Consider the following 22,780-nt stretch of genomic DNA (forward strand, 5'->3'; position numbering starts at 1 on the left):
GAACACGCGCCTGATCAAGGCCGGAATCGCGACGATTCCCGATATGGAGACTCTTCAGGAGTGTGTTGCCTACGAGAACGCCCACCAGAACCGGACGCAGATTCTGCGCCGGCTCAAGTGGAAGGCTGAAGAGCTGCGTGAGGACGAAAAGTAAGCCCTATTCTTAACCAACACACTCTGCGTGAGTTCCCCTATTGTTGGTTAATCCGCTGTACTTCGGTTTTTCGGGCCCCTGAAAGGGTGCGGGGCAGCCAGCAGCGGCCTCGCGAGCCTAATCATGTCCCTCAAGCTGAGCTCCAGCGCCAGCACCGCCCGCGAAATCGCCGCCGCCAGACAAACAGAGTTCGTGGCGTTCCTCCACCGAGCTCCCTTTGCCGGCGATGCTCTCGCCCTCGGGTTTCTCCCCGGGTTTCGGGAAGACTGTGGGTATCAGACGGATCAGTACCTGAACCTCGAGATTCCCGTTGGGATGCTCGACAACGATTTCCGGAATCCCGATCTGGAGCGGTTCGTCGACCGCTTTTTCGAGTACAAACCAGAGGTCGGGGTCATCGGGGACGTCGACGATATCGACGACGTCGACGCCCACGTCGCTGCTGCTCGTGAGATCCAAGCGAGCTATCCTGAGGCCGAGCTCATCGTCGTTCCGAAGTCACGGGCGGTGATCGACGCGATACCCGAGACCCTCGTCCTCGGGTATTCACACGGGTACGCCGACCGTCTAGCCCAAGAGTTCTCCGATCCGGCTGATTGGAGAGGACGGCGCGTCCACATCCTCGGCGGGAGTCCGCCCAAGCAGCTCCACGCCATTCGACAGCTGACCAGGCCGACACTCACCGACGAGCCACCAGCCGACATCGTCGGCGTTGACTGGAACGGACTCCATCGTGGCGCACAGTTCGGTGAGTTCTGGACGGCTGACGGCTGGGACGACAGCGGTCGCAACGCCGACCACGTCACCGTGCGAAAGACGGTGCGCCATAGTCTCGCTCGCATCCGCGAGTTCTGGCAGTCACATGGGATCTGGCCCGAGACGACACCAGAGGACGCTGGGTTACACTTCGAGTACGAGGGACCGAGTCCTGCCGATCTCGAAAAGGGAGCTTGCACCGAATGCGGAGCGAACGTCTGGCGAACACGTCGCGGCCCCTTCGTCGCTGAATACGATACCGGTGCAGTCTGTGGGTACTGCAGTTACGAGTGCTACTTCACCCATCGCCATCGGAAGGACCTCGAGGAGATCGCTGGCGAACAGAGTGTCTACATCCCCCCAGCGTGACGCAGCGTGCTGTTTTTCGAGCCCGGGGAGGGGGCGGAGGCTCGGTCGTGAGCCTTCGTCCAGAGGTGACTTTCCGTGAGCCAGCAACAAACTGTAGACGACGTTTCAGTCGATGAGATCCCGATCGATATCTCGAACACCCAGTCCGGAGAGATAGAACCAGCCGACGTGCCCGGAGAAATCGAGTCGATAACCCGTGGTTTAGCAAGCGAACAGCCCCCGACGAACCCACTGGTCGTCCTCAAGGCGGGTCGCTGGTGGTACATTCACGGCAAGGGCGGAACAGATCCTGCCTTCCGGTGGGCTATCGAGTGGGCACGTCATCTGGCGACCGACACGCCTAACGACGTCGAGCGGTTCGACGAATTCCTCAAGTACCTCGTCACGGTCGGCTTCGCTGACGAGACCCACGAACTCCGATAACCGAGAGGGTGGTTTTTGTTCGCCCCCGAAGGGGTGCGGCGCGTTCTGAACTGATGCAGTCCCGGTAAACTCGATTCGGTGAACACAATGGCTACGACCAGTAATTCGTCGGTTTCCTTCGAGGAGACCGACACGCGAGATGACGAGATGAACAGCACCATCGAACAGTGGATCGACGACCTCGCCGCCGGCGTCGACGACGCGCAGGCTAGCGCGGAGTTCCAGGAGTGGCTTGACGTCCAGAGTCGATTCCACGACTACTCGTATCGGAACACGCTCCTCATCAAGCGCCAGTGTCCCGAGGCAACCCGCGTGGCGGGCTACAATACGTGGAGATCGGAGTTCGACCGGCACGTCCAAGAGGGCGAACAGGCGATCTGGATCTGGGCACCGATCATCACCAAGCAATGTCCGGAGTGCGAGAATTCGCCGAGTTACCACGAGCAAAGCGACTGTGACTATGACGAGACGCCACCCGAGGAGTGGTCCAAAGGACTGGTTGGATTCAAACCAACAGCAGTCTTCGATGTGTCTCAAACCGAGGGCGAACCGCTCCCCGAGTTGGAAACCGAGGCCACTGGTAACGCCGACGACCTGGTGCCAGCGCTCCTTGATGCGGCAGCTACGCTCGATGTCGACGTCCGCGTCGTCGACGCTGCTGAGTGGGAGCATGGCGACGCGAAAGGCGTCTGCAAACACCGGAATCTCCACGAGTTCCAACCCGTCGTCGAAGCGAAAGCCCGCTCGAATCAGGCCGATCTCGCCGTGACGCTGATTCACGAGTACGCCCACGCACTGCTCCATTTCGATGTCGACGACGAACCCGAGCGTGCAAAACGCGAGATCGAAGCCGAAGCTGTTGCGTACATCGTCGGGCGGTATTTCGACCTGGATACGAGCGGTTCAGCGTTCTATCTTGCCGCGTGGCAGGACGACGATGCGGAGAGCATTCAGGAGCGTCTCGGCCGGATCAGTTCGACCGCTCAGGAGATCATCGACACAGTTGTAGAGGGCTGAACACCCCCTTCCCGGCTGTTAACCAACGCTGGAGGGTACTCTGTCGACATTGTTGGTTAATTCGTTCCGCGTCCCGATCCCGTGTGTTTCGATCGGTCCCGAGACATACCCATCGACAGTCGATGTTATCGTTCAGAATCGATTCGGCGCTGCTGGTCACGAAGGAACTCAACGACGGCATCGATATCCTGTTCGGGAACCGTTTGCTGTTCGAAGACTCCTTTGAATGCATCTGCGAAATCCTCCGACGTGAGGCGGTTGAGGACAGTCTCGATGCGACCAGCGAGCTTCTCGGACTCTCCGCGATGCAGATGAGTCGCGATCCGGTCGAAATCTGCGCCAGCAGCCAGCACCACCAGATCCCGAGAGTCTGCCTTGCGGCCACTGTGGAGTTTCACCGCGAACAGCAACTCCCGTTCCGGAATCCTGGCTGTTACCGGGCGTCCGGTTCGCAGTTCCTCGGTGACAGAGTGCTGGGCCAGATAGCGATACGACCATTCAGCTTCCGTCTGGCGACAGCCCAGCGCGTCCACCATCGCGTCGAACTGAACCGGATTCCCGATATCTTTCGTAAACCGGATAGTCCGGCCCTCGTAGAGTTCGTTTCGCTCGACATCGGCCGTTTTCTCGTAGCCGCGGTCGGTGAGAAGGTCCGTGTAGTCGTCGACCGCTTGGGCCGGAATGACGACGTCGACGTCCGTGGTAAAGCGTTGATTGAACGCCGCGATCGCCCACCCACCGACGAGCACGTACGGCAGGTCAGCGTCGATGACTGCCTCCAGCGTATCCAGTAGTTCGTCTTCGCGTTCACCGAGGCTCATGCATTGAGACGCGGATCCTCGTGGGACGCGTCGATATCGCGGTCGTACTCGTCGGCGATCATCTCCAACGCCGGCTCGTAGTTCACCCGGTACTCCAACATGTGCTCGATTGCCTCATCTAACGGAATGACCGGATTGCCGTCGACCCACTCGCGAGTGATCTCCCCACTCGTCGGGAACAACACGTACGAGACGGTGGCGTCGTAGTCGGTCGCGTCCGGCCGCTCTTCGATCCGGCTCGGAATCCCGAACTCATCAAAGAACGCCGTCCACCGTCCGATATCCCGGTCGGCGACCTGGATGAAGATCGGGTAGTCGTCGTGGCCGCGGGCGATCTGATAGCCGCCGTGGGTCCAGACGTAGACGGCGTCGATTTTCGTGTACGCAAAAGGCATCCCGGCGAAGTGCGGAATGACGTAGCCGTCGTCGATCGAGGGGGGAACAGCGCGAGAGATGGCCGCGACGAGATCGTAGTAGCGATCCCTGACAGCGTACTTCTTGATGTAGACGCCGTCCTCACGTCGGATGAAGCCTGCGTCCTCCAACCGCTCGATCCAGTCGTAGACCCACGAGTAGGAGCCGTCGATCTTCTGGGCGATTCGCCGGATCGAGTCGCCCGGCCGGGCCGCGACCATGATCTTCGCCGCGGTCTCGTCGACGTACTCCATCATCGCTAGTTATCGGTATCGCATCTAACTGTATTAGTCTTGTCCCCCGTATTCCCGATAGAGTTATCTCTATACAGATATACTATTCTTGGTTCCGGTAGTCCGATCCGGCGCAGCATTCGAGCAGAGAGGGGTTAACCAACAGAGGATACGATTGATCGGTATTTGTTGGTTAAGTCTATCAGCGCCCGCCGAGGGGCGGAGGCGCACTCCCGTCTCCACCGACCCATGACCGACCGATATCTAACGACTGTTCTCGACGAGGCAGAGCGAGTCGCAGAGCACCACGAGCAGGTCGCCCAATCTTCAGACAATCCGAATCACGAGTATCTCCGGTACGCCGTCCTTCGGCTGCTCGAAGACGAGGCTGACGAGACATCGGTGGAGATACCGCAGATCGACGGCCTGACCGTTGGATACGGGGAGGATAAGGCGATGTGCGAGAGCTGGGACGACGACGTCGAGTGGTGGGAGACGGTTCCGCCGCAGGCGGAATGTACTCGCTTTCGGATGTTCTACCCCGACAAGCACGAGGCTGTTCCGCGAGTCATCGTCGACGTGATGGCAGCACTCGGGGCGTGGCGTGTCTGGACTGGGAGCGCTGCCGCCTGTGGCTCCTACGATCATCGCGAGCGCCGTGAGGTCCACTACCTGTGGCCGGAAGGCCATCCGGTGGAGGAAGTACTCCACGAGCGGCTCAGTGGCCCTGCGGAATCCGTCGCTCCGGACGGGGGCCGAACGGGCGACGTTCGCGACCGGCTGGTCGTCGACGAGAATACACAGTCGCAGGACGATCTCGAGCCCCGCACGGCGCGTGCCGTCGCTGAAGCGATGGACGTCTCGCTCCTCTCGAAAGGTGGCCGCTACGAAGTACAGTCCGCGTCCGGAAACCGGTACGAAGTTGACGTCGTCGACGAGTCGTGTTCCTGTCCCGACTGGCAGCAGCGCTCACCCGAAGGCGGCTGTAAGCACCTGCGTCGCGTCGATCACGAGATCAAACAGGGTCGTGTTCCACGTCCGGATGGTCGGCTCCCAACGACCTCAGGGTAAATCGCCATCTTTCTCGTCGGAATCGCTCTTCTGATACTGGGTAGTGTGGCGGCACACTAGGCTTTTCACGGTCGGTCACATACCGGGAGGTATGAGCAGCGACAGAATTGACGCCGAAAGCAAGGTGTCTGGAAACCAGGCAAATATCCCCGCCCGGATTCGGCGTGAACTCAATATCGACGATGGTGATCAGCTCCGTTGGCAGCTCGAGGACGACGGGAGCATCCGAGTCCACGTCATCCAACAGCAAACCGGCACGTTCGCCGACTTCGACGGCTATGCCGGTGAGGAGCCGACCGATGTCACGAGCGAGCACGACGCCTGGGGCGTCGACGTCGAGTAAATGCCCCGTGCACTGATCGATACGACAGTCCTCTTTGCCGCCGCATACCGGCGGGATGGATCCCACGATGCCGCGCTTCCCGTGCTCCAAGGCATTGACAATGGAGCGCTCCCGGAGGCAGTCGTCCTCGACTACGTGCTCGCGGAAACGCTAAACGGCCTCACGACCCACGCCGGCCACGACGCAGCCGTCGATCTCCTCGATCGAATCGAAGAAAACGCCCGCTTCCACATCGATTCACTCACCACCGACGCCCTCGCGACCGGGAAGGCCCTCTTTCGCCAACACGAACCGCTCTCCTTCGTCGACGCCTGCATTATCGCGTATATGCAAACCGAGGGGCTCGGCTACCTGTATGCGTTTGACGACGATTTTGACGCTGTCGAGGATGTCTATCGGCTCGAGACAGCAACGAATCCCTACGACCCGAACTAACCCTGGCAGACGCCACGGCTGGCGACAACGTTCGGTCTCAGGCTAGTCGCACCTCGTAGTCAGCCGCCAGCTCCTGGAACTCGTCCCACTCCGGGAGCCGCTCGTCGTCGACCTCGCCGTGCGTCTCGAGGTAGCGCAGCAAGGCGTCGATTTCGTCTTCGAGCCCATACTTCGCCGCCTGCGCTCGGAGGTCCGCCTCGTCGACGTCGACGTGGCTGAGCAGGAGGAGACAGTACGAGCGGTGGCGGCTACCGTCGTCAATCAAGAGGGTGTGACAACAGAGCTCCGCCGGCGAGACTTCGTCAAGTTCCTCGGAGTAGACGTAGTAGCTATGGCCGGTGAGCAGGAACTGGAGGTCGAAGACCGCGAACCGAGCGAGGCCGGTTTCGTGGAACGCCTCCGCGTCGATCTCCGTCTCGGTCTGGACGAGGAATTCGTCGTAGTCCTCCCAGAGAATCGTGCCCTTCGGGGCAACGGCTTCGAGGCGTTGGCGATGCAGATGGTGTGCGAGTTCACGGGCGAACGCGTGGAGGCGGTCGAAGTTTGCATTAAAGTCATAGCGGCCGTCGTCCGTCCCGACGAGCCCACGGTCACGAAACCGCTTGAGGACCCGGTTGACCGTGTTGCGGTAGTTGTCGCTCCGGTCGGCGATCTCGGAGACGGTTCGCGGCTGGTCGAGGTAGTACAGCACCTCGAGTGCCTTGCCGGTCAGCAGCTCGGGGAAGTCGATATGGGAGTGCTGGCGGACAAGATCCTGGTAGCGTTCGACGGCACGAGCATCCGACGGGATGACTCGTTTTCGGCGGCCGTCGCGTTCCGTGTAGACGAGCCCCTTCTCGACGAGGTTGCCGACGGCACGAGAGAGGTAACTCTCGCTGTGGTCGAGCTTCGTCGCGAGCTCAGAGATCGTGTCGCCGCGGTCGACCGTGGCGAGGACCTCCAGTTCGATGCGCCGGAGCACGGTGTAACATAGTACGAAACTTGTATATAAAGAAGTTTCGAGTAGTGTTACAGTCAGCAGGCACGAGAGTCGTCTCCATCGTCTTAACCAACAAAACTATGGGCTCGTGGGTCGTGTTGGTTAACACGAGAGTAGCCGATGTCCTACGAACCCCCGACCCCACCGGCGAACCTCCCGACGGAGATCGTCAACACGCTCAACGAGTCGGATCCGGAGCAGCTCCGAGATGTTGCGACGTACGCTGAAGCGCTCGCCGAGCACAAGGAACGGGAGGCCCGTCTCGAGGAGTCGGCAGATCAAGAAGAGGTCGAAGAGCGACCAGACGATCTTCCGGACGACGTCCCGGCCAAAGCAACGATCACGATCAAGGAGATCAACGACAATCGCTACTACTACTGGCAGTGGCGGGAGGGAGAGAAGATTCGTTCTCAGTACAAGGGCCCAGTCAACCCGGACGAGTAAAACCCGGTGAGGGAGGACACCCACCCCACGTTTCCGTCGTAACTGGATGTTGGTGGAGGGGGTGACGCTGATTTCGAAGGGACCACACCCCCACGTTTCCGTCGTTTCTCCACGACGGCGTAGGGAGAGGCTACGATAGTGCTATGCAGCCACTAATTCTGTTGACCTAGAACCAATCTAGAGATGAACTAACTTCTGCAACACATAGATTAAAGTAGTATAGCTGAGAAACGCTCATTAAGTGAACTTCGACCAACGAGGGGGCGAAGACTTCGCCCCCTCAGATGAAACGATCCTTTCCAGCTGCTTCTGTAGACGGCCAGTATTGGATGGCTAGGCCGCTCTCGTCTTTGGTATCTCGTCGTGGATGTCTTCTTCGAGTCCCCTCCCCACCTGTTCGGTGATTACGACGGAAACGTGGGGTGTGTGGGTTCGGGATTCGACATCGAGGCGATGCTTCCGTCTACGGGTTTCCTCTCTCACGTCGGAAACGCGGCTATATTGTCAGCAATCCAATTCCACCGAATGACGGCATTTTCCGGCTGATATCGGACAAGGAACGTCGGAAACGTGGGGTGGCGTTCTCCACTAGATTTATACTCCCCCCGCTCACACCGTGTGATATTCAATGACGCCCGACTCTTCACCCAGTTCTGTCGACGATCCACTCTTTGAATCTGGGCATCGCATCTTCGCGAACAAGGATCTCCTGAAAATCGGCCACGTGCCGGAGGCTGACCGGATTGTCGGTCGCGACGAGGAAATCTCAAAGCTCGCGAAACGTCTCAACGGTGCTGTCCACGGGTACTCCCCGGAAAACGTGATGATCTACGGGAAAACTGGGACCGGTAAATCTCTCGTTTCAAAACACGTCTGCCAGCGAGCTCAAAATGCCGCTCAGGATGGCGTCGAGATTGGAACAGCGTATATCGACTGTGCTGAAGACAACACGGAGACTCAGGCGATCTCCTCACTGGCCGCGAAGCTGAACGATGAACCTTCGACTGGAATCTCCGTCCCCCATACCGGCCTCAGTACGTCGAAATACTACAAACTCCTCTGGAAGACGCTCGACGCTCAATTCGATTCTGTGATCATCATCCTCGACGAGATCGATCTGATGAACGACGACAGCGTGTTGATGAAGCTCTCGCGCGCTGAGGAGGCGGGGAAAATCGACTGTAGCGTCGGTGTCATCGCGATCAGCAACAAGATCCAGTACGTCGACAACGTGAACGAGCGCGTGAAAAGCAGCTTCCAGCACAAGGAGCTGTTCTTCAAGCCATACGACGCCAACCAGCTTCGGGAGATCATGTTCAACCGCGAGGACGCCTTCCAGGACGGCGTCCTTTCCGAGGACGTGATTCCGCTCTCGGCGGCCTTCGCCGCGCAGGAACACGGCGATGCTCGGAAGGCGATCGACATTCTTCGTCACGCCGGGGAGGTCGCCTACGAGGCCGGGGCAGAGCAAGTGACGGAGGAACACGTCCGCCAGGCACAGCAGCACGCCGAAAAGGACCGGTTCAGAGAACTCGTGAACGGCGCACCCACGCAGGCGAAGGCGGCGTTGCTGGCGCTCACGGAACTGAGTGTCAACAGTAACGACGATGCGTTCCTCACGAGTCGGGTGTACGACCAGTACGAACGCATCTGCAACCATCTCGATATGGATATCCTCTCAGTCCGTCGGTTCCGCGACATCCTGAAAGAGCAGGCCTTCCTCGGGGTTGTCGAAATCGAGAAGATCAACAAGGGGAGTGCGGGGGGCATCCACCTCCAGAATCGACTCATCGAAGATCCCCAGGTCGTCCGCGAAACGATCCTCGAGGACAGCCGGATGCAGGACTGGACTCGCGAGTAGTAACCCCCTACTACTGAGTGGGTGCGGACGACGGAAATTTGGGGTGGGGCGTGAGGAAACGACGGAAACGAGGGGGGTCGAAAATTACGTCGGAAACGTGGGGTTGGATCGAAACGACGGAAACCAGGGGTGGGTCCACTACGACAGTTCGTTGGAGGCTCCGAACGAGCTCAAAACGGCGTCCCTCTCACCGGAGAGCTCTCGACGAATATCGGTTCGGTCCCACCCGAGCGGTGAAAGCACGCTCTCGACCGCTCTGACCAGCTGCGTCTCGTAGTACGAGGCGTCGTAGGTCTCGATCTCCTCGTGGGCGAGGGCGACCCGGTCTCGCGAGGATTTCTCGTCGTCGACGACCACGTACTCGATATCCTGGCCCGGATGGACTGCCAGGTCCTGCTCGCGGGCTCGCTTCAAGGCCGCCACGTTCTGGGTATTCTGTGAGTAGCCTTCCAGCGGCTTGGAGACACGATTCCGCTCGATGAGCCGCTCCACTGCTACGTTGCCCGCCTGCAGTTCATCGATTGCTCGTTCGAGACGCCCGAGCACCGCATCCGGTGACCGCGTGGTATCGAGCCGGTCGAGACAGTCCCGCTGGACGTCCTCGATGAACGGCGGGGTCGAGCGCTGCCGGGCTTCGATGCCTCTGATCTTGAAGTCGTCGTCGCCGGCGACCTTCCCGAAGTACTTGGTTAGCGCGCCGGCGTCGCTCTCGCGCTGCGGTACGAACGCGACCCAGTCGTACTGAGCTTCGTGTTCGAGCCGAATCTCGACGCGTTCCGTAATTTCCGTCGCGAGCGTCTGGAGGTCCTCGCGGTCCTCGTCGTTGACGTCGGGGTCCGGAGTCACCCAGATGGAGTCAACGATGCCGTGGACGACCCGCCAGCCGCCGGCTTCCAGCCGCTGTTTCGCCGTCAGGAGAATCTCGCGAGCGAATGCGTTGATCGCTTCGTGACACTCGATGCGGCCGAACTTCGCGTTGCTGAACCCCTGATAGCCGAAGCAGGCGACGAGGATCCACTTTAGCGCTCCCGACCGCCCTTCGAGTTCCGCCAGCCGGTCCTCGTCGGGGTCGTCCCGTTCCTTCTCGTGACGGATGGCCGCCTTGATCTCGTCGCGAGCGTCGATGATCGGCTGTAGCACGTCGACGAGGTAGCCTCGGTCGTCGCAGATCGAGTATCCGAGGCCGGGGACGTCGTCGCGGTCGCTGTGGCAGTCACACCGGATGACGTCCGGCGAGACGTTCCGGGTACAGATGATGTTTGGATACAACGAGGAGAAGTCAAGCTCGTGGACGTTCTCGTGGAGGCCGACCTCGGGCGCGAAGATGAACCCGCCGCGGTCGGCATCGTGGAGCGTCCCCATCGGCTTGTAGAACTCGTGGCGCCAGGAGTTCCACGGGACGAGGACACCGCGGTCGTGGGCCTCGCAGATCTGGATCGCCGTGAGCACGTTCCCGATCGACGCCCACGCGAGCTCCTGGACGGGCTTTTTCGAGCGCGACACGAGGTCGAGGACGCCCTCGAGGTTCGTCTCCCCGTAGAAGAACGTGTTCGATTCGTCGATGATCACGCGGCCGGGCACGTTGTACCGCGCCGGGAGTCGTGACACCGAATGTTTGTACCAGCCCTCACCGTCGTGGCCTACAAGTAGTGAACAGGATAACTCGAAGGAAATGACATCAGGCGATTCCTCCCGCCGCCCGGTCACCGGCAAAAACACCGAGTGGATGATACCCTCAGACCAGATGATCATCCGGCGCTACAAACCCCTCCGACACTTCGCCGGCACACTCGAAAACGGGTTCCGCGCCGGCCAAGCCGAGGGATACGAAGAACGCGAGGGCCAGGCCTCTGAACCAGCCCGTGAACACGAGAAGCAGCGTTCGGAGCGAACCGAATCGATGATTCTCAACAACGGCGAGGAGATGGATCTTGCCAGCGGAATAGAACAGGCGCGTGAAGCGGCCCGTGAGAATTACTACGCGAGCTGTTGGCGGCTCGGGACGGATGAGGACCCAGAGATCTGGGAGGCGTACGCAGATGGTCGAGGAGTAGCGATCGAGACCACATACCGGCAGATAGAGGAGTTCATCGCGCCCGATCAAGAGGATCTGTATATGGGTATCGTCCGGTACTTGGATTACGAGGAGGAATTTACGCCGACCGGGATTCCGTACGTCCTGTACTTCTACAAACATCGAACGTTCGACAGCGAGCAGGAGTTCCGGGTGCTCACGAACCGGGGCGGCAACCCGATAATCCGGACGGACGGCCAAGAGATGCCACCCGAGAGCAGGCCGGACAATCCGTCGCACGTCAACCTGTCTGCGGATATGGATGCGCTGATCAATCGCGTCATCCTTTCGCTGGGAGCTGATGATGAGCTCCGGGCAGAGGTCGAGGAGACATTAGATGAGCACGGTGTGTCGGCGCCGGTGGTGCCGTCTCGACTGGATGATCCGGCACCGCATCATGAGACGTATGATACTGAACTCGGTGGGGCGGCTAACTACGAGGCCAGCGAAGGGTACCTGGACGACTTGATTGACCGTTTTGTTGAGGAGACGGACTGGGATGTCTGGAACACTGTGGACGTCATCCAGCTGAATCAGCGTGAGAAGCTGCATCCACGCACGGTCTTTGTTGAGTGTTTCCGGTACGTGGATGATCTGCCGGATCGGTCGGAGTACGGCCAGGAGCATCTGAACTACGAGGTCCGTGCGCACCGGGTCGTTGACGGTGAGTACCAGGACACGTTTCTGAATGATCCTGCGGAAGAGACAGATGAGGAATTGGCTGAGGCGGATAATCCGTCTGAGTGATCTGCGGGACGGGTTCCCCCTTGAACCGAGGGGGTTAGACCTCCGAACGTTCGGAAGCTACGACTGTTCGGCGGTCGGTGCTGTCTCAGCCAGCTCCTCAAACTTCTCGAATACAGATTCAAAGTACTCGTCTGTAATCAAGCCAGGAGACTACTCGAACAGCTCGGCCTCAGAACCGTTCAGAGCACTTCGAGCCTTCAGCGGGATTTCAATTAACGCTTTCTCATAATATTGCTCAACAGAGAACTGGACCAGCTCCCGACGAGCTTGCTCCGACACCACTCTGTCAACCTCTTGCCACGGTAGCTGCATCAACTCGTCAACCGTCATCTTTTCCGCCTCCTCCATCCGGCGATCTGCTCTATCTTCAAAACGGGCTAAAATCTGCTCCGCCTCCTCCTGAGAAATATCCACGTCCTTGGGTTGAGCTATCTCACCGATGACCTCCAGCACTTTCCCCATTTCCACATCCGTATCCATCTCTAAAACGTCCAATATTCCGTACTGATGCCTCATCACTCCGGCTATTGAATCCGCGTCCTGGTCCGGCTCCGGAAGATGCACGAAATGATATACAAGCCCAGCAGCCCGTCGCACGTCGTGGAACACGTCTTCGCGAACCATCCGCCTCACTCCTGGAGGTGGGGTGTTGATCTTGGCATCCAAATCGGAAGCAACGGGAATCAGCTCCTCCACCTCACCCAGGTCAACTCCTGTCCGTTTCCTGACTTTGAGGCGGCGACCGACCGAAATCGATTCCGAGAACGCTTCCTGCATATCCCGATGCCAATCATGCACCCGTTGCCGTCGGGCCTTGACGCGGTCACGCCACCAATCCCACAGTTTAGATGCTCCCAGGGTTCCCGCGCCGCCTAGAACTCCGACCACCGTAATTTGTCCGAGAGTGATTCCGAACGGGAGTACCATCTATATTGTGTTTACGCGGACTTTTCAGAAAGGATTACCCCTCACCAAGATCCTGTCCCTCCCCATGTATTTACTCGAATCAACACCTACTGGTGAGAGTGACAGTATATGCCGGCACCTGATGCTGGGGATGCTTGGAGGCGCGTCGTCCAGATTATCGTTGTTCCCTCAGTAGCAGTACTCCTTGCAGTTGCAATAACCCAGGCCTTCTATGGATCGGTCGCAGCTGGGCTAGTTCTAAACGTGGCCACGCTTCTCATCCTTGTCGGCATCGCCATCAAGACGACTTATTGGAACACTGAATACACTGCTATGATCGCCGTCGGAGGTACCTTCCTCTTCTTTATCGCTCCGGGAGTGTTCTCGGCTCTCGTGCACCCGGCCCTAGCAGCGTTGAGCCAGGTTTTCGTTTTAGGATTTCTCGGTTACGTTTGGCTCGTTCTCCTTGGGAAGCTGGGCTTTAATGGTCCATTATTGTGAGGTGGGGACTGCGTCAGTCGTGCTTCCAGCTTTGGCTAAGTTTAGGTGGCAATCCAGCTCGGTGGGGGATGTCTGTATTGTCGACATCGACCAACGAGACCTCTACCCGTTGTCAACCCAGTTGATCAACTTGTGCAGACAGATACCCTTGGAGGGCTGTGACCGTCTCGGTCGAGACCGCTGAGGCCCCGAAGTCACTTCGATACCCGTGCTTGAGTTCGTCGCTCTCCAAAATCTCCAGACCACGCTCAAGTTGCTCCCGGAGCGCATCGTCGTCCCCTCGACGCAGGTGGGGCGTGACAGCGTCGAGGTCGATCTCTTCCGCGACCGCCAGGACATCCCGAAGATCTGTTTCCCGGCCACTGTGGAGCTTTGCCGCCACGAGGACGGCCCCATCGATCACTCTGGCCGCCGTCGTCACTGTACCCCCGCTCACCTCCTGTTGGTGGCTGTGGTCGTACAGGTAGTCGAACGACCACTGTGCCTCCGTCTGGCGACATCCGAGTCCGTTTACCAGGAGATCGAAGCCGATCGGCTGTTGCGGCGTAAGCCGCTTTTCGTATTCGATCACCTCAGTGTCGTAGAACCACTCCTTGGCGTGGCTGTCCGTTTCCTCGAAGTCCCGATGTTCGAGGAATTCGACGAAGTCAGCCTTGGAGTCCGGTGCGACGACGATATCGAGGTCCGTAGAGAAGCGTGCGTTGAACGCTGAGACAGCGTAGCCGCCAACAAGAACGTACTCGTGGCCTTCTTGCGTGAGCTCTTCGAGCAGTTCGATGAGTGCGTCACTTCGATTGTTGAAGCTCATGGCTGTGCCTGTTCGGTCTCTCGATACGTGACGCCGAGGTCGAGGTCCTCGTACATCCGGTCGAGCATTGCCAACGCCGACTGGAACTGGGCGTAGTTCTCGCGCATGTACTCGATCGTCTCTGCTCTCGGGATTACCGGGTACCCTTCGACGTGCTCGATATCGAGTGACGCGCGTGGCTCGAGGACGATCTGCAGCGGTCCGTCCAGCTCATCTCGGGGCTGTCGTTCGAATGCGGTCGGGAGGTCGAACGATTCGAAAAACGTTTCCCAGGCGTCGACGTCCTGCTCACGAACAGCGAGGAATAGTGGATAGTCGTCGGGCTCGCGACCGACCTGGTAGCCGCCCTGAGTCCACACGTAGACGGCGTCGATCCGTGTGAACGCGAACGGCCAGTCACCGAATTGTGGGATGACGTACGTTTCCTCGATGGATGGTGGACTGACGCCAGCGCTGGCAGCGACGAGCTCTCGTGCTGCGTCTCTCACGCGTTCGTCGACGACTGAGAGGCCGTCGTCATAGGTGACGTAGCCTGCGTCTTCGAGTCGGTTAACGGCCTGTCTCACCGTCTCGTACGGCGTGTGGAGGTGCTGGGCGACACGACGGATGGAGTCACCACTCTCGATCGCGAGGATGACCTGCGCCGCGGTGTCATCGAGTACCTCGTACATCTGCTGGTTACCAATAATCCGGTAACAGTTAAAAGTCTTACTCGAATGGCCATGAAGCCACTATCTCTCCATACTCTCGAAGGTAGTCCTGATTCCCGCTGAAAACACGTGGAACGACTATAACGAAATCAACGAACAAAACGAACAGAACGAGAAAAACGAATGAATTGAACGCATTCTGAGGAACGAACTGGCACCCTCTACTCGATGAACAAAACGAAGAAAACGAACGTAACGAACAGAACGAATGAGTTGATGGCAACGAGTGCGTTTACTTCAACGAGTGTAACGAACAGTTGGTTTTAACACCGTAGTAATCCTCTCACCGAGTGAAACACCCTCACCGAACGCACCGAACTAAACGACCAAAACGAACGAAACGAACACAACGAGAGAAACGAAGATAATGACCGACACCAATACCGCACGAATCACGGTGGCGAATCAGAAGGGAGGCGCGGGGAAGACGACCGACGTCATTCATACAGGCGGCGCACTCTCTGCCAGAGGCCACGACGTCCTCCTGGTCGATATCGACTACCACGGAGGACTCACCTGCTCGCTTGGCTACAACGACCTGTACTATGATACCGACCGCACAACGCTGTTCGACGTCCTCGACTTCGATCAGATGGAGTCGGTGAACGACATCATCGTCGAGCACGAGGAATTCGACATCCTCCCCGCCAGTGAGAAGCTCGCGAACAACAAGAACATCCAGACGTTGCTTGAGGCGCCGAAGAGTCGCGAGCGTTTGGAGATGACACTCGACGAACTCGACAATGACTACGACTACATCATCGTCGACACGCCGCCATCCCTGAACGTTCTCACCGACAACGCCCTCGTCGCGACCGGCAACGTCGTCATCCCCGTCATCCCCGAGAAGCTCAACGCCAACAGCCTCCAAATTTTCGCAAAGCAGCTGAGTTCCCTCGAACAGGCGTACGGAGACATCAATCGGCTCGCCATCGTCTGTAACCGTGTCGAGCAGAACGCCGAGCACCGCGACACCATCGAGGAGATCAAGTCGGCGTACTCCCTCCCAGTGTTCGAGATCCCGAAGCGGACCGACCTCTCCCAGTCGATTGGCGAGGGGGTGTCTGTCTTCGGCTTCGGCAAGGAGAACCAGCGCGTCGAGGATGCACGCGACCTGTTCAACGAGATCGCCGACCTGTTCGACGAGACGTTTGAGAAGACCGCACCTGAGGAGGTGGAAGCATGACCGACGGCTGGGGCGATGCATCCGGCATTGAGGGCAACTACGAAGAGGAGGACGACGAGGCTGATTCCAGCGAAACGAGCGAGGTGAGTGAAACGGTGGAAACCAGTTCATCGACCGAAACGACCGAATCGACTTCAACGAGTGAAACGAACGAAACGAGCAAAACGAAGACAAACATCAAGGACGAGTGGAACGGGCGGACGATCTATATTCCCGACGATGTCCTCGACGAGATGGAGGATACCTACCTCGAGTCCCAGCTGAAGCTCCGCAAGGCGGGGCAGGACGAGTTCAAGAAGAACCGCCACTTCTACCCGCTACTCGTCCAGTTCGGTGTTGAGGCGCTCTCTGATGCGGATGCTGAGGAAATTCAGGCTCGGCTTTCGGAACTCGGAGACGAATGACCTCGCGCAGAACGAGGACCGAGTTTTTGTATAGCGATATACGATATACAATATTCTGAAGTGCGGAGTTCCGGCGCTAAGAGACTCTAGACCCCCGAATTCTCCCGATGGCTCGAAAACAACAAGTGGTCATGATTATTCTGGTAATCACGACCACTTTGAAGTACCTCGCCGCCGTCCGGTAAGCACGAATGCTGCAACCGCCTCACGACGGCGCTTCCCCCAGGGTAGAGGCACCGAGACCGGGCCCGCAGGACGGTGGAGGGCCGGTGGATGCCTGATCGAGCGCTTTCGACGCCACTCGAAGACAGCTTCGAGCGCTACCTCCAGGACAAGGGGAAAGGCCGCGGTGGCGACGGCGGGAACTATCGACGAAACGCTGCACGCGAACTCGAGCGGTTCGCCGAGTGGACCGCCGGCGACCGTGGCAATGACGACTGGACTGGGATCGTCCCCGACGACGTCGACCGGGAGCCGAACTTCGACGATCTCGACGAACGCGTGTTCCGGGAGTACGCCCGGCATCTCGGTGGAGATCGGGGACTCAAGCAGAACACGGTACAAACCTATTACCGCTATATCTCTGCGTGGTGCGGGTGGTGTGTCAACGAAGGGTATCTCGAGGCCCACTACGCGCAGAGGGCGAGTGCGATGGCGCCGCTGCCGGAGGACGACGGCCGCAAGCCCGGCGACCAACAGGCCTGGACGTCTGAACAGCGCCACGCCCTCACCCGCCACGTCGACGAACGGGCCCGCGACGCCGTCGAGGCGTACACGACACTCTCACAGGATACTGACCCACTCGACAAGCAGCGAGCGCGCTACGCCGCGCTCAAAGCGGCTCGTGACCGGGCTCTGGTGTTCGTCCTCGCGTACACAGCTGTCCGCGTCGGGGAACTCCTCCGGGACCCGAACGACCCGCGCCGGCGCGGCGTCCGCTGGGAGGACCTCTCCCTCGACGATGGGAGTATGGACGTCTACCGGAAGAAACAGCAATGGGACGCCGCGAGTCTTCCCGACCCGGTGATCTCGCCGCTGCGAAGCTATCGCCAGCTGATGGACCCACCGACGGAGCGGTGGCCGGTGTTTCCAACGTTCGACCAACGGACGCTTGCAGGGCTCGTCCGGGAAGAGCTAGCCGAACGAGGGGAACGCCCAGAAGCAATTACTGAGCGCCGTGAAGAATACGCTCGCGACCTCCTGCTGGCGCTCGATGGGGACATTCGGCCGCCGTCGATCACGACCGATGGTGCACGGTCGATTCTCCAACGACTCTCCAAGGAGGGGGAGGTCGACATCGTCCACCCGAAACACGACTACCTCGCTCCTCACGGCGGTCGACGAGGCATGGGAGAGGTCCTCGTCAGAGCATTCGGCTACACGGTCGCAGCTCGATATCTCGACAACTCGGAGGAGATGGTTCGAGAGCGCTATTCCCACATCGAGGCAGGCGAACTTGGAGACGTGGCGACTGAAGCTCTCGACGAGGTTGACCATCTTGGGAAGTGATCGCCCTCTACAGTTGTTCTCGGTTGACGATGCGAGCGACACGTACGTTGATAGTGAGTGACTACGTTATTCACTAGCAGACCGACTGAACGATCCTGATCCCGAACCCATCCGTGAACCAGCCCTCAATTCAGCGTACCCATGCCAGTTGACCCCGTGTGTGGGATGGAAATCCCACTCGAATCTGCCGAAGCGACTACCGAGTACGAAGGTGAGTCGTTCCACTTCTGCTCGAACGACTGCCAAGCGTTGTTTGATAGCGCTCCCGAGAAGTACGTCGAGACGCCGCACCCCCATCTCATCGAGACAAGCGGTGCTATCATCCCTCGTCTGCCATACGGCCGTGCGAAAGGTGAATTCGACATCGATATCGCAGATCCCACGTCGCTGCAGGAGGGCGACAGCGTCAATTTCTCGAAGGAGATTACGGACGACGACGTCCGGAAGTTCGCCGAAGCGACCAGCGACACGAACGCCCTCCACCTCAACGACGCGTTCGCGGAGAAGACACGGTTCGGCCACCGAATCGTCCACGGGACACTCGTCTCGGGACTGATTAGCGCGGCACTGGCGTGCTTTCCCGGGCTGACCATCTACATCTCGCAGAACCTGGAGTTCCAACAGCCCGTGGACATCGGCGAGACACTGACGGCTCGATGTAAAATCGTCGACGAACTCGACGGTGCCCGGTATCGCCTCACAACTCGAATCGAGAACGACGCCAACGAAATCGTGTTGGATGGAACGGCGACGGTTCTGATCGATCCTATCCCGGAGTGATCACCAGCACGTTCGACACCAGTGATGACAATGCACCCATTTACAGCGCCTCTCGAATTGCAGCGTCGAACGCTCGAACGAGGCGCAGATGCCGTCGAGACGATGCGTTTCCTTCCGGAGCGAATCGACGACCTCGCCTCAGTCGAGGTCGGCCAGACGCCAAGTGAGGTCATCCATTCGGAGAATAAACTCGACCTCCTGCACTACGAGGCCCTGACCGACGACCGACACGACGCGCCCCTGCTCGTCGTCTACGCGTTGATCAACCGACCATATATCCTCGACCTCCAGCCGGACAAGAGCGTCGTACGACGGTTTCTTGAGGACGGCTTCGACGTCTATCTCATCGACTGGGGGGAACCGTCCCGACTCGACGCGTCGCTGACGCTGGGAGACTACGTGAATCGATACATCGACAACTGCGTCGATGTCGTCCGCAATCGAACTGAAACTGACGAAATCAATGTCCTCGGTTACTGCATGGGTGGGACACTGAGTACGATGTACGCTGCGCTACACCCGGAGAAGGTCCGTAATCTCGGCCTCATGGCGACGGGATTGTATTTCGACGATACGGGTGGTATCCTCGAGCAGTGGGGAAGCGAGGAGTACTTCGATCCAGGAGCGATCACCGAGACGTACGGAAACGTCCCGGCGGAGTTTCTCGCGACGGGGTTCGCCCAGATGAATCCCATCGAGAATTACGCCGGGAAGTACACCATCCTGTTCGACAACCTCGAGGACAAGACTGCCGTCGAGAACTTCGGCCGAATGGAACGCTGGGTACGTGATGGGGTCGACGTCGCGGGGGAAGCCTATCGACAGTTCATCGAAGATATCTACCAGGAAAACGCCCTCTACCGGAACGAACTCGTGCTGGATGGCGACCCCGTCGACATCGAGAATCTCACGATGCCGGTCTTACAGATCATCGGCTCGTTCGACCATCTCATCCCGCCGGACGCGAGTAAACCATTCATGGACACTATCCCAAGCGAAGACACCGACATCTACGAGTTTCCGACCGGTCACGTCGGGATGGCCGTCTCGGGCAAGGCCCACGCGGAGCTGTGGCCCCGCGTGGCGACGTGGTTTCGAGAGCGGTCGGTGACATCGACCAAAGGAACGGATACACCCGGCGGGAACGATGTTCCAGAGGGAGCCGACCAGGAACAGTCGTTGCAGAAGCTCGACGGCATCGGACCAGCGTACGAGGAGCGTCTTCATGACGCCGGGATTTCTACGGTGAGTCAACTCGCAGCCGCGGATCCGGCCGCGCTCGCTGAGCGACTGGGTATCAGTGGCTCACGAGTGTCGTCGTGGATCCAGCAAGCCCAACAGCTCTCCAGCTAGTTCGCTCCCCACGCTGTTTCCCGGACAGTTTCCCCGGTGACATCTACGACGGATCCCTATGTGATGACGATGCCACCGTCGATTTCCATGTACGGGTGTCCATAGCCACAGTAGGTCAGGCAACTCAGCGTGTAATCGCCCCGTTGCGTCGCCCCTAACTGTCGAACGATGGATCTGGTGGCATTTTGCGGAAGTGCAACCGGGTGCATCATCATTCCACCGCCCATGTGAACCTGTCCGGAGGGCATGATCGCGAGGCTATGATCTGGGTACTGCTCGTTCGCTTCTTCGAGTAGCTCGTGGAAGTCGCCGTCGGCCGGGGCCGGGATGCGTTCCTCGTTTCGTTCTTCGAGGGCCTCGTGGTCGGGAAGGGCGTCTCGAATCGACGCTGGGAGGGATTGGACGGCCTGACTCGCGAGCGTGTTGAACGAAACGACACGGAGAACATCGTTCCGTTGCAGGCTGATACGGTCCTGTTCCTCGCCGGATTCGTCGACGATGATGAACCCCCAGTGATACGCGCCGACGTAGATCGTTCGATCGACCCCGCCGCTGGTTCCCGGGAGATTGCCGACGCAGCCCGCTAGACCTGCGATGCCGGCTCCGAGCGCAGTGAGAAACTCACGTCGCTGTACTGTCGGGGACATGATTACAGACTACTGCGACTCCTCGCGGGTGAGTTTCGCACGCCGTTCCTCGAACTCCTCGTCGGAGAGATCGCCGCGTGCGTACGCCACTCGGAGCTCTTCGAGTGCCCTATCAGTGGTTAGCGACGACCCGACCCCACCGACGAGGCCGCGATAGAGGAGGTAGCCGATGCCGACCAGGACGACGAGCCAAACGAGCATCATCCCGATGCCCCACAGTGGCGAGAGACCGCCGGCCGTGCCGCCGCCCCACCACCAGCCCATCATCCCCATCATTGGAGCGGCGAAAACCATCATTAACATCGGAAACAGGACGATCACTGCGAGGACGATTAGGACGATGCGGAGCAGGCCGTCGGACGTGCGCTCTGTCGACATGGGTACCCACTACTGACTTCGCCGGCTGCATTCATAAAGTTGGACGACCAGAACTGCTCCATTGGTAGTTCCTGGGCGGGGTGGCGGCCAATACGTTGCTCCGTGTCTTGCTTGGGGTGAGCGCACTCAGCAGCAGTGGGGGTCGTCAGGCGACCACTCGCACGCGTCGCCAGCCGTCAAGTTGTGTTTGTCCACGTAGGTCGAGAGACACGCGTAGTTGCAGAAGTAGGTCGGCGACCCGCAGTCGTCGGTACAGTCGCGCACACAGATCGGGTCGTGGTCGAAGATATGCGATCCGCAGTAGGCGCACGTCTCATCAACGTTGGGGGGTTCGACGGTCGTAGACATACCTGTGCTACGGGCACGAGCCAAAAACGTATTTCGCCAGTCGAACATCCATATACTTCGACTCCGGGCTGTCCGCGGTGTAAGCGTGAGACGGAGCGACTAGAACTCGATCGCTCCGATCATCGGCTCGCCGACACACTTCGGGCAGACCTCGGTGTCGTATTCCTCCATACAGTGCCGGTGGCAGGAGATCCCACAGTGCTCGCAGACGAACACCTCGCCGTCGCTAGCGCATTTCGAGCCACAGATATAGCACCGAACCATGGTTCGTAGAACGTACGGTGGCTATCGGCATAAATCGCTGTCCTCGGAATCTGGCACTCGGTTTCCCGCAAAGTGAGGTACCTATGCGACGTGCTCCCCGTGGTGCTCACACATCGTTTCCGCGCTATGCTGGTGGTCTGGATGATGCGAGGGATGCTCGTCCATGCGGATATCATCTCCGTGGTTCGAGTGGCCGTTCTCCCATCCCTGCTCGGAAACCGTAATCAATTGCGCATTGCTGGGGTTCCCTGCAGGAACGTGGCAAACCTCGATGTTCTCTGTATCCCTACTCTGATGCTCTGCGCCTGCAACGGCTCCAATCATACCCGAAGTGAGCGTCGTTGCGACCGCGACGACGATCGCGAAGCGGATAACGGTCCGTGTCACTGTGTTCTTCCTCATCGTATTACGTGGTTTATCGGTCAATTTCGCACCTCAAACTGTGGTGTCTGGTCAATCGGTACTGTTCATTATTCGTGGTCAGGAAATGGCTGTCCTACCTAGAGTATATTCTACGGCATCAACTATCAAAGTAATTGGGTAAGCAATCGTCGTCGAGTAGGGACAACTTTTCAGTTTGACGTTGGTGATTCGCCGTGGTCGACATCGGTGAGACTTTCGAGTTGCGCGGCTACGTGTGCACTCTCACCCCTCCAGATGAACGACGAGGTCGTCGGTATCGGTGGCGATAACGTCACCCCCCGTCTGTGCGATGTTACCGACCGTTGTCTCGTGGGATGCATTCACTACGACCTCGCGCGCAATTCATCTCCGTTCGGTGTCGACCAGGCGAGAGCGCTGGAGACGTAGAACGTGACGGATCACAATGACATCGACGCATTCGG

At 59.0% G+C, this 22,780-nt stretch carries 24 protein-coding genes and 1 pseudogene; 15 read left to right on the forward strand and 10 right to left on the reverse strand.

Translation table 11 applies throughout. The features are described 5' to 3' along the window. Nucleotides 1–277: 277 nt before the first annotated feature. The 3 genes from BM167_RS15915 to BM167_RS15925 all read left to right on the forward strand — a co-directional run bounded on the left by BM167_RS15915 (nucleotide 278) and on the right by BM167_RS15925 (nucleotide 2,719). Nucleotides 278–1,279 (forward strand): DUF6610 family protein, encoded by a 1,002-nt coding sequence (locus tag BM167_RS15915; protein ID WP_092893726.1) that lies wholly within the window; start codon nucleotides 278–280, stop codon nucleotides 1,277–1,279. Between the two features lie 75 nt (nucleotides 1,280–1,354). Next, nucleotides 1,355–1,702 (forward strand): DUF8013 domain-containing protein, encoded by a 348-nt coding sequence (locus tag BM167_RS15920; protein WP_092893727.1) that lies wholly within the window; start codon nucleotides 1,355–1,357, stop codon nucleotides 1,700–1,702. Nucleotides 1,703–1,789: 87 nt separating this feature from the next. Then, a complete protein-coding gene (locus tag BM167_RS15925; protein WP_092893728.1) occupies nucleotides 1,790–2,719 on the forward strand; it encodes an ArdC-like ssDNA-binding domain-containing protein in 930 nt (309 codons plus the stop codon). Between the two features lie 125 nt (nucleotides 2,720–2,844). Here BM167_RS15925 and BM167_RS15930 read toward each other — a convergent pair whose 3' ends face one another. Beyond that, nucleotides 2,845–3,540, reverse strand: coding sequence for a nucleotidyltransferase domain-containing protein (locus BM167_RS15930; protein ID WP_092893729.1), 696 nt, complete (start codon nucleotides 3,538–3,540; stop codon nucleotides 2,845–2,847). After that, nucleotides 3,537–4,208, reverse strand: a complete 672-nt coding sequence (locus BM167_RS15935; RefSeq protein WP_092893730.1) for a helix-turn-helix domain-containing protein — start codon at nucleotides 4,206–4,208, stop codon at nucleotides 3,537–3,539. Before BM167_RS15935 ends, BM167_RS15930 begins: the two co-directional genes overlap by 4 nt. A 228-nt stretch (nucleotides 4,209–4,436) precedes the next feature. Between BM167_RS15935 and BM167_RS15940 the strand changes: the two genes are divergently transcribed. The 3 genes from BM167_RS15940 to BM167_RS15950 all read left to right on the forward strand — a co-directional run bounded on the left by BM167_RS15940 (nucleotide 4,437) and on the right by BM167_RS15950 (nucleotide 6,036). Next, nucleotides 4,437–5,258, forward strand: coding sequence for a hypothetical protein (locus BM167_RS15940; protein ID WP_092893731.1), 822 nt, complete (start codon nucleotides 4,437–4,439; stop codon nucleotides 5,256–5,258). A gap of 91 nt (nucleotides 5,259–5,349) precedes the next feature. Further along, nucleotides 5,350–5,601, forward strand: a complete 252-nt coding sequence (locus tag BM167_RS15945) for an AbrB/MazE/SpoVT family DNA-binding domain-containing protein (RefSeq protein WP_092893732.1) — start codon at nucleotides 5,350–5,352, stop codon at nucleotides 5,599–5,601. Beyond that, complete coding sequence (locus BM167_RS15950; RefSeq protein ID WP_092893733.1) at nucleotides 5,602–6,036, forward strand: PIN domain-containing protein; 435 nt, start codon at nucleotides 5,602–5,604, stop codon at nucleotides 6,034–6,036. Between the two features lie 37 nt (nucleotides 6,037–6,073). On the opposite strand, the gene BM167_RS15955 is transcribed toward BM167_RS15950, so the two are convergent. Beyond that, nucleotides 6,074–6,997: a MarR family transcriptional regulator gene (locus BM167_RS15955; RefSeq protein WP_092893734.1), complete on the reverse strand. Its 924-nt coding sequence runs from the start codon at nucleotides 6,995–6,997 to the stop codon at nucleotides 6,074–6,076. Nucleotides 6,998–7,135: 138 nt separating this feature from the next. Between BM167_RS15955 and BM167_RS15960 the strand changes: the two genes are divergently transcribed. Further along, nucleotides 7,136–7,459 (forward strand): DUF6788 family protein, encoded by a 324-nt coding sequence (locus BM167_RS15960; protein WP_092893735.1) that lies wholly within the window; start codon nucleotides 7,136–7,138, stop codon nucleotides 7,457–7,459. A 628-nt stretch (nucleotides 7,460–8,087) separates the two neighbouring features. Beyond that, the gene (gene orc4 / locus BM167_RS15965) at nucleotides 8,088–9,320 is read left to right on the forward strand and encodes a DNA replication protein Orc4 (RefSeq protein ID WP_092893736.1); all 1,233 of its coding nucleotides are present in this window, start codon (nucleotides 8,088–8,090) and stop codon (nucleotides 9,318–9,320) included. A 138-nt stretch (nucleotides 9,321–9,458) separates the two neighbouring features. Here orc4 and BM167_RS15970 read toward each other — a convergent pair. Beyond that, nucleotides 9,459–10,928: pseudogene (locus tag BM167_RS15970) on the reverse strand (type B DNA-directed DNA polymerase); the annotation flags it as partial. Nucleotides 10,929–11,046: 118 nt separating this feature from the next. Here BM167_RS15970 and BM167_RS15975 point away from each other — a divergent pair. After that, a complete protein-coding gene (locus BM167_RS15975; protein ID WP_143095527.1) occupies nucleotides 11,047–12,141 on the forward strand; it encodes a hypothetical protein in 1,095 nt (364 codons plus the stop codon). A 150-nt stretch (nucleotides 12,142–12,291) separates the two neighbouring features. Here the strand turns inward: BM167_RS15975 and BM167_RS15980 are convergent, their stop codons facing one another. Next, nucleotides 12,292–12,918 (reverse strand): hypothetical protein, encoded by a 627-nt coding sequence (locus tag BM167_RS15980; RefSeq protein WP_143095528.1) that lies wholly within the window; start codon nucleotides 12,916–12,918, stop codon nucleotides 12,292–12,294. A gap of 258 nt (nucleotides 12,919–13,176) precedes the next feature. Between BM167_RS15980 and BM167_RS18205 the strand changes: the two genes are divergently transcribed. After that, the gene (locus BM167_RS18205; RefSeq protein ID WP_143095529.1) at nucleotides 13,177–13,548 is read left to right on the forward strand and encodes a DUF8216 family protein; all 372 of its coding nucleotides are present in this window, start codon (nucleotides 13,177–13,179) and stop codon (nucleotides 13,546–13,548) included. Between the two features lie 112 nt (nucleotides 13,549–13,660). Here the strand turns inward: BM167_RS18205 and BM167_RS15990 are convergent, their stop codons facing one another. Together BM167_RS15990 and BM167_RS15995 are read right to left on the reverse strand one after the other, a co-directional pair. Beyond that, on the reverse strand, nucleotides 13,661–14,356 hold the full coding sequence (locus BM167_RS15990) for a hypothetical protein (protein ID WP_092893740.1): 696 nt from the start codon (nucleotides 14,354–14,356) through the stop codon (nucleotides 13,661–13,663). Continuing rightward, entirely contained in the window at nucleotides 14,353–15,027 is a 675-nt protein-coding gene (locus BM167_RS15995; RefSeq protein WP_092893741.1) for a helix-turn-helix domain-containing protein, read from the reverse strand. The genes BM167_RS15990 and BM167_RS15995 overlap by 4 nt, the downstream gene beginning before the upstream one ends. Nucleotides 15,028–15,433: 406 nt before the next feature. Here BM167_RS15995 and BM167_RS16000 point away from each other — a divergent pair, with 406 nt between their 5' ends. The 5 genes from BM167_RS16000 to phaC all read left to right on the forward strand — a co-directional run bounded on the left by BM167_RS16000 (nucleotide 15,434) and on the right by phaC (nucleotide 20,298). Beyond that, nucleotides 15,434–16,252 (forward strand): ParA family protein, encoded by an 819-nt coding sequence (locus BM167_RS16000; RefSeq protein ID WP_092893742.1) that lies wholly within the window; start codon nucleotides 15,434–15,436, stop codon nucleotides 16,250–16,252. Beyond that, nucleotides 16,249–16,656 (forward strand): DUF8160 family protein, encoded by a 408-nt coding sequence (locus tag BM167_RS16005; RefSeq protein ID WP_092893743.1) that lies wholly within the window; start codon nucleotides 16,249–16,251, stop codon nucleotides 16,654–16,656. Before BM167_RS16000 ends, BM167_RS16005 begins: the two co-directional genes overlap by 4 nt. Before the next feature lie 273 nt (nucleotides 16,657–16,929). Then, nucleotides 16,930–18,165, forward strand: coding sequence for a phage integrase SAM-like domain-containing protein (locus BM167_RS16010; RefSeq protein WP_092893839.1), 1,236 nt, complete (start codon nucleotides 16,930–16,932; stop codon nucleotides 18,163–18,165). A gap of 141 nt (nucleotides 18,166–18,306) precedes the next feature. Continuing rightward, nucleotides 18,307–18,945 (forward strand): MaoC/PaaZ C-terminal domain-containing protein, encoded by a 639-nt coding sequence (locus BM167_RS16015; protein WP_092893744.1) that lies wholly within the window; start codon nucleotides 18,307–18,309, stop codon nucleotides 18,943–18,945. A 24-nt stretch (nucleotides 18,946–18,969) separates the two neighbouring features. Beyond that, nucleotides 18,970–20,298, forward strand: a complete 1,329-nt coding sequence (gene phaC, locus BM167_RS16020) for a class III poly(R)-hydroxyalkanoic acid synthase subunit PhaC (protein ID WP_092893745.1) — start codon at nucleotides 18,970–18,972, stop codon at nucleotides 20,296–20,298. Between the two features lie 56 nt (nucleotides 20,299–20,354). Here phaC and BM167_RS16025 read toward each other — a convergent pair whose 3' ends face one another. The 3 genes from BM167_RS16025 to BM167_RS16035 form a co-directional block, all read right to left on the reverse strand. Then, a complete protein-coding gene (locus tag BM167_RS16025; protein WP_092893746.1) occupies nucleotides 20,355–20,945 on the reverse strand; it encodes a cupredoxin domain-containing protein in 591 nt (196 codons plus the stop codon). A gap of 9 nt (nucleotides 20,946–20,954) precedes the next feature. After that, nucleotides 20,955–21,323, reverse strand: a complete 369-nt coding sequence (locus tag BM167_RS16030; RefSeq protein WP_092893747.1) for an SHOCT domain-containing protein — start codon at nucleotides 21,321–21,323, stop codon at nucleotides 20,955–20,957. Between the two features lie 126 nt (nucleotides 21,324–21,449). Next, the gene (locus BM167_RS16035; RefSeq protein WP_092893748.1) at nucleotides 21,450–21,671 is read right to left on the reverse strand and encodes a hypothetical protein; all 222 of its coding nucleotides are present in this window, start codon (nucleotides 21,669–21,671) and stop codon (nucleotides 21,450–21,452) included. Between the last annotated feature and the right edge of the window lie 1,109 nt (nucleotides 21,672–22,780).

It is taken from the genome of Halopelagius inordinatus, from assembly GCF_900113245.1.
Lineage (GTDB): Archaea > Halobacteriota > Halobacteria > Halobacteriales > Haloferacaceae > Halopelagius > Halopelagius inordinatus.

Bases quoted from the DNA above. Each gene is read 5' to 3' on its own strand.
- BM167_RS15980 (WP_143095528.1), bottom strand. From the start codon at position 12,918: ATGCAGGAAGCGTTCTCGGAATCGATTTCGGTCGGTCGCCGCCTCAAA.
- BM167_RS15960 (WP_092893735.1), top strand. From the start codon at position 7,136: ATGTCCTACGAACCCCCGACCCCACCGGCGAACCTCCCGACGGAGATC.
- BM167_RS15990 (WP_092893740.1), bottom strand. From the start codon at position 14,356: ATGAGCTTCAACAATCGAAGTGACGCACTCATCGAACTGCTCGAAGAG.
- BM167_RS15940 (WP_092893731.1), top strand. From the start codon at position 4,437: ATGACCGACCGATATCTAACGACTGTTCTCGACGAGGCAGAGCGAGTC.
- orc4 (WP_092893736.1), top strand. From the start codon at position 8,088: ATGACGCCCGACTCTTCACCCAGTTCTGTCGACGATCCACTCTTTGAA.
- BM167_RS15945 (WP_092893732.1), top strand. From the start codon at position 5,350: ATGAGCAGCGACAGAATTGACGCCGAAAGCAAGGTGTCTGGAAACCAG.
- BM167_RS15975 (WP_143095527.1), top strand. From the start codon at position 11,047: ATGATACCCTCAGACCAGATGATCATCCGGCGCTACAAACCCCTCCGA.
- BM167_RS15915 (WP_092893726.1), top strand. From the start codon at position 278: ATGTCCCTCAAGCTGAGCTCCAGCGCCAGCACCGCCCGCGAAATCGCC.
- BM167_RS16030 (WP_092893747.1), bottom strand. From the start codon at position 21,323: ATGTCGACAGAGCGCACGTCCGACGGCCTGCTCCGCATCGTCCTAATC.
- BM167_RS16015 (WP_092893744.1), top strand. From the start codon at position 18,307: ATGCCAGTTGACCCCGTGTGTGGGATGGAAATCCCACTCGAATCTGCC.
- BM167_RS15925 (WP_092893728.1), top strand. From the start codon at position 1,790: ATGGCTACGACCAGTAATTCGTCGGTTTCCTTCGAGGAGACCGACACG.
- BM167_RS16010 (WP_092893839.1), top strand. From the start codon at position 16,930: ATGCCTGATCGAGCGCTTTCGACGCCACTCGAAGACAGCTTCGAGCGC.
- BM167_RS16000 (WP_092893742.1), top strand. From the start codon at position 15,434: ATGACCGACACCAATACCGCACGAATCACGGTGGCGAATCAGAAGGGA.
- BM167_RS16035 (WP_092893748.1), bottom strand. From the start codon at position 21,671: ATGTCTACGACCGTCGAACCCCCCAACGTTGATGAGACGTGCGCCTAC.
- BM167_RS16025 (WP_092893746.1), bottom strand. From the start codon at position 20,945: ATGTCCCCGACAGTACAGCGACGTGAGTTTCTCACTGCGCTCGGAGCC.
- BM167_RS15935 (WP_092893730.1), bottom strand. From the start codon at position 4,208: ATGGAGTACGTCGACGAGACCGCGGCGAAGATCATGGTCGCGGCCCGG.
- BM167_RS15950 (WP_092893733.1), top strand. From the start codon at position 5,602: ATGCCCCGTGCACTGATCGATACGACAGTCCTCTTTGCCGCCGCATAC.
- BM167_RS15995 (WP_092893741.1), bottom strand. From the start codon at position 15,027: ATGTACGAGGTACTCGATGACACCGCGGCGCAGGTCATCCTCGCGATC.
- BM167_RS16005 (WP_092893743.1), top strand. From the start codon at position 16,249: ATGACCGACGGCTGGGGCGATGCATCCGGCATTGAGGGCAACTACGAA.
- BM167_RS18205 (WP_143095529.1), top strand. From the start codon at position 13,177: ATGCCGGCACCTGATGCTGGGGATGCTTGGAGGCGCGTCGTCCAGATT.
- BM167_RS15930 (WP_092893729.1), bottom strand. From the start codon at position 3,540: ATGAGCCTCGGTGAACGCGAAGACGAACTACTGGATACGCTGGAGGCA.
- phaC (WP_092893745.1), top strand. From the start codon at position 18,970: ATGACAATGCACCCATTTACAGCGCCTCTCGAATTGCAGCGTCGAACG.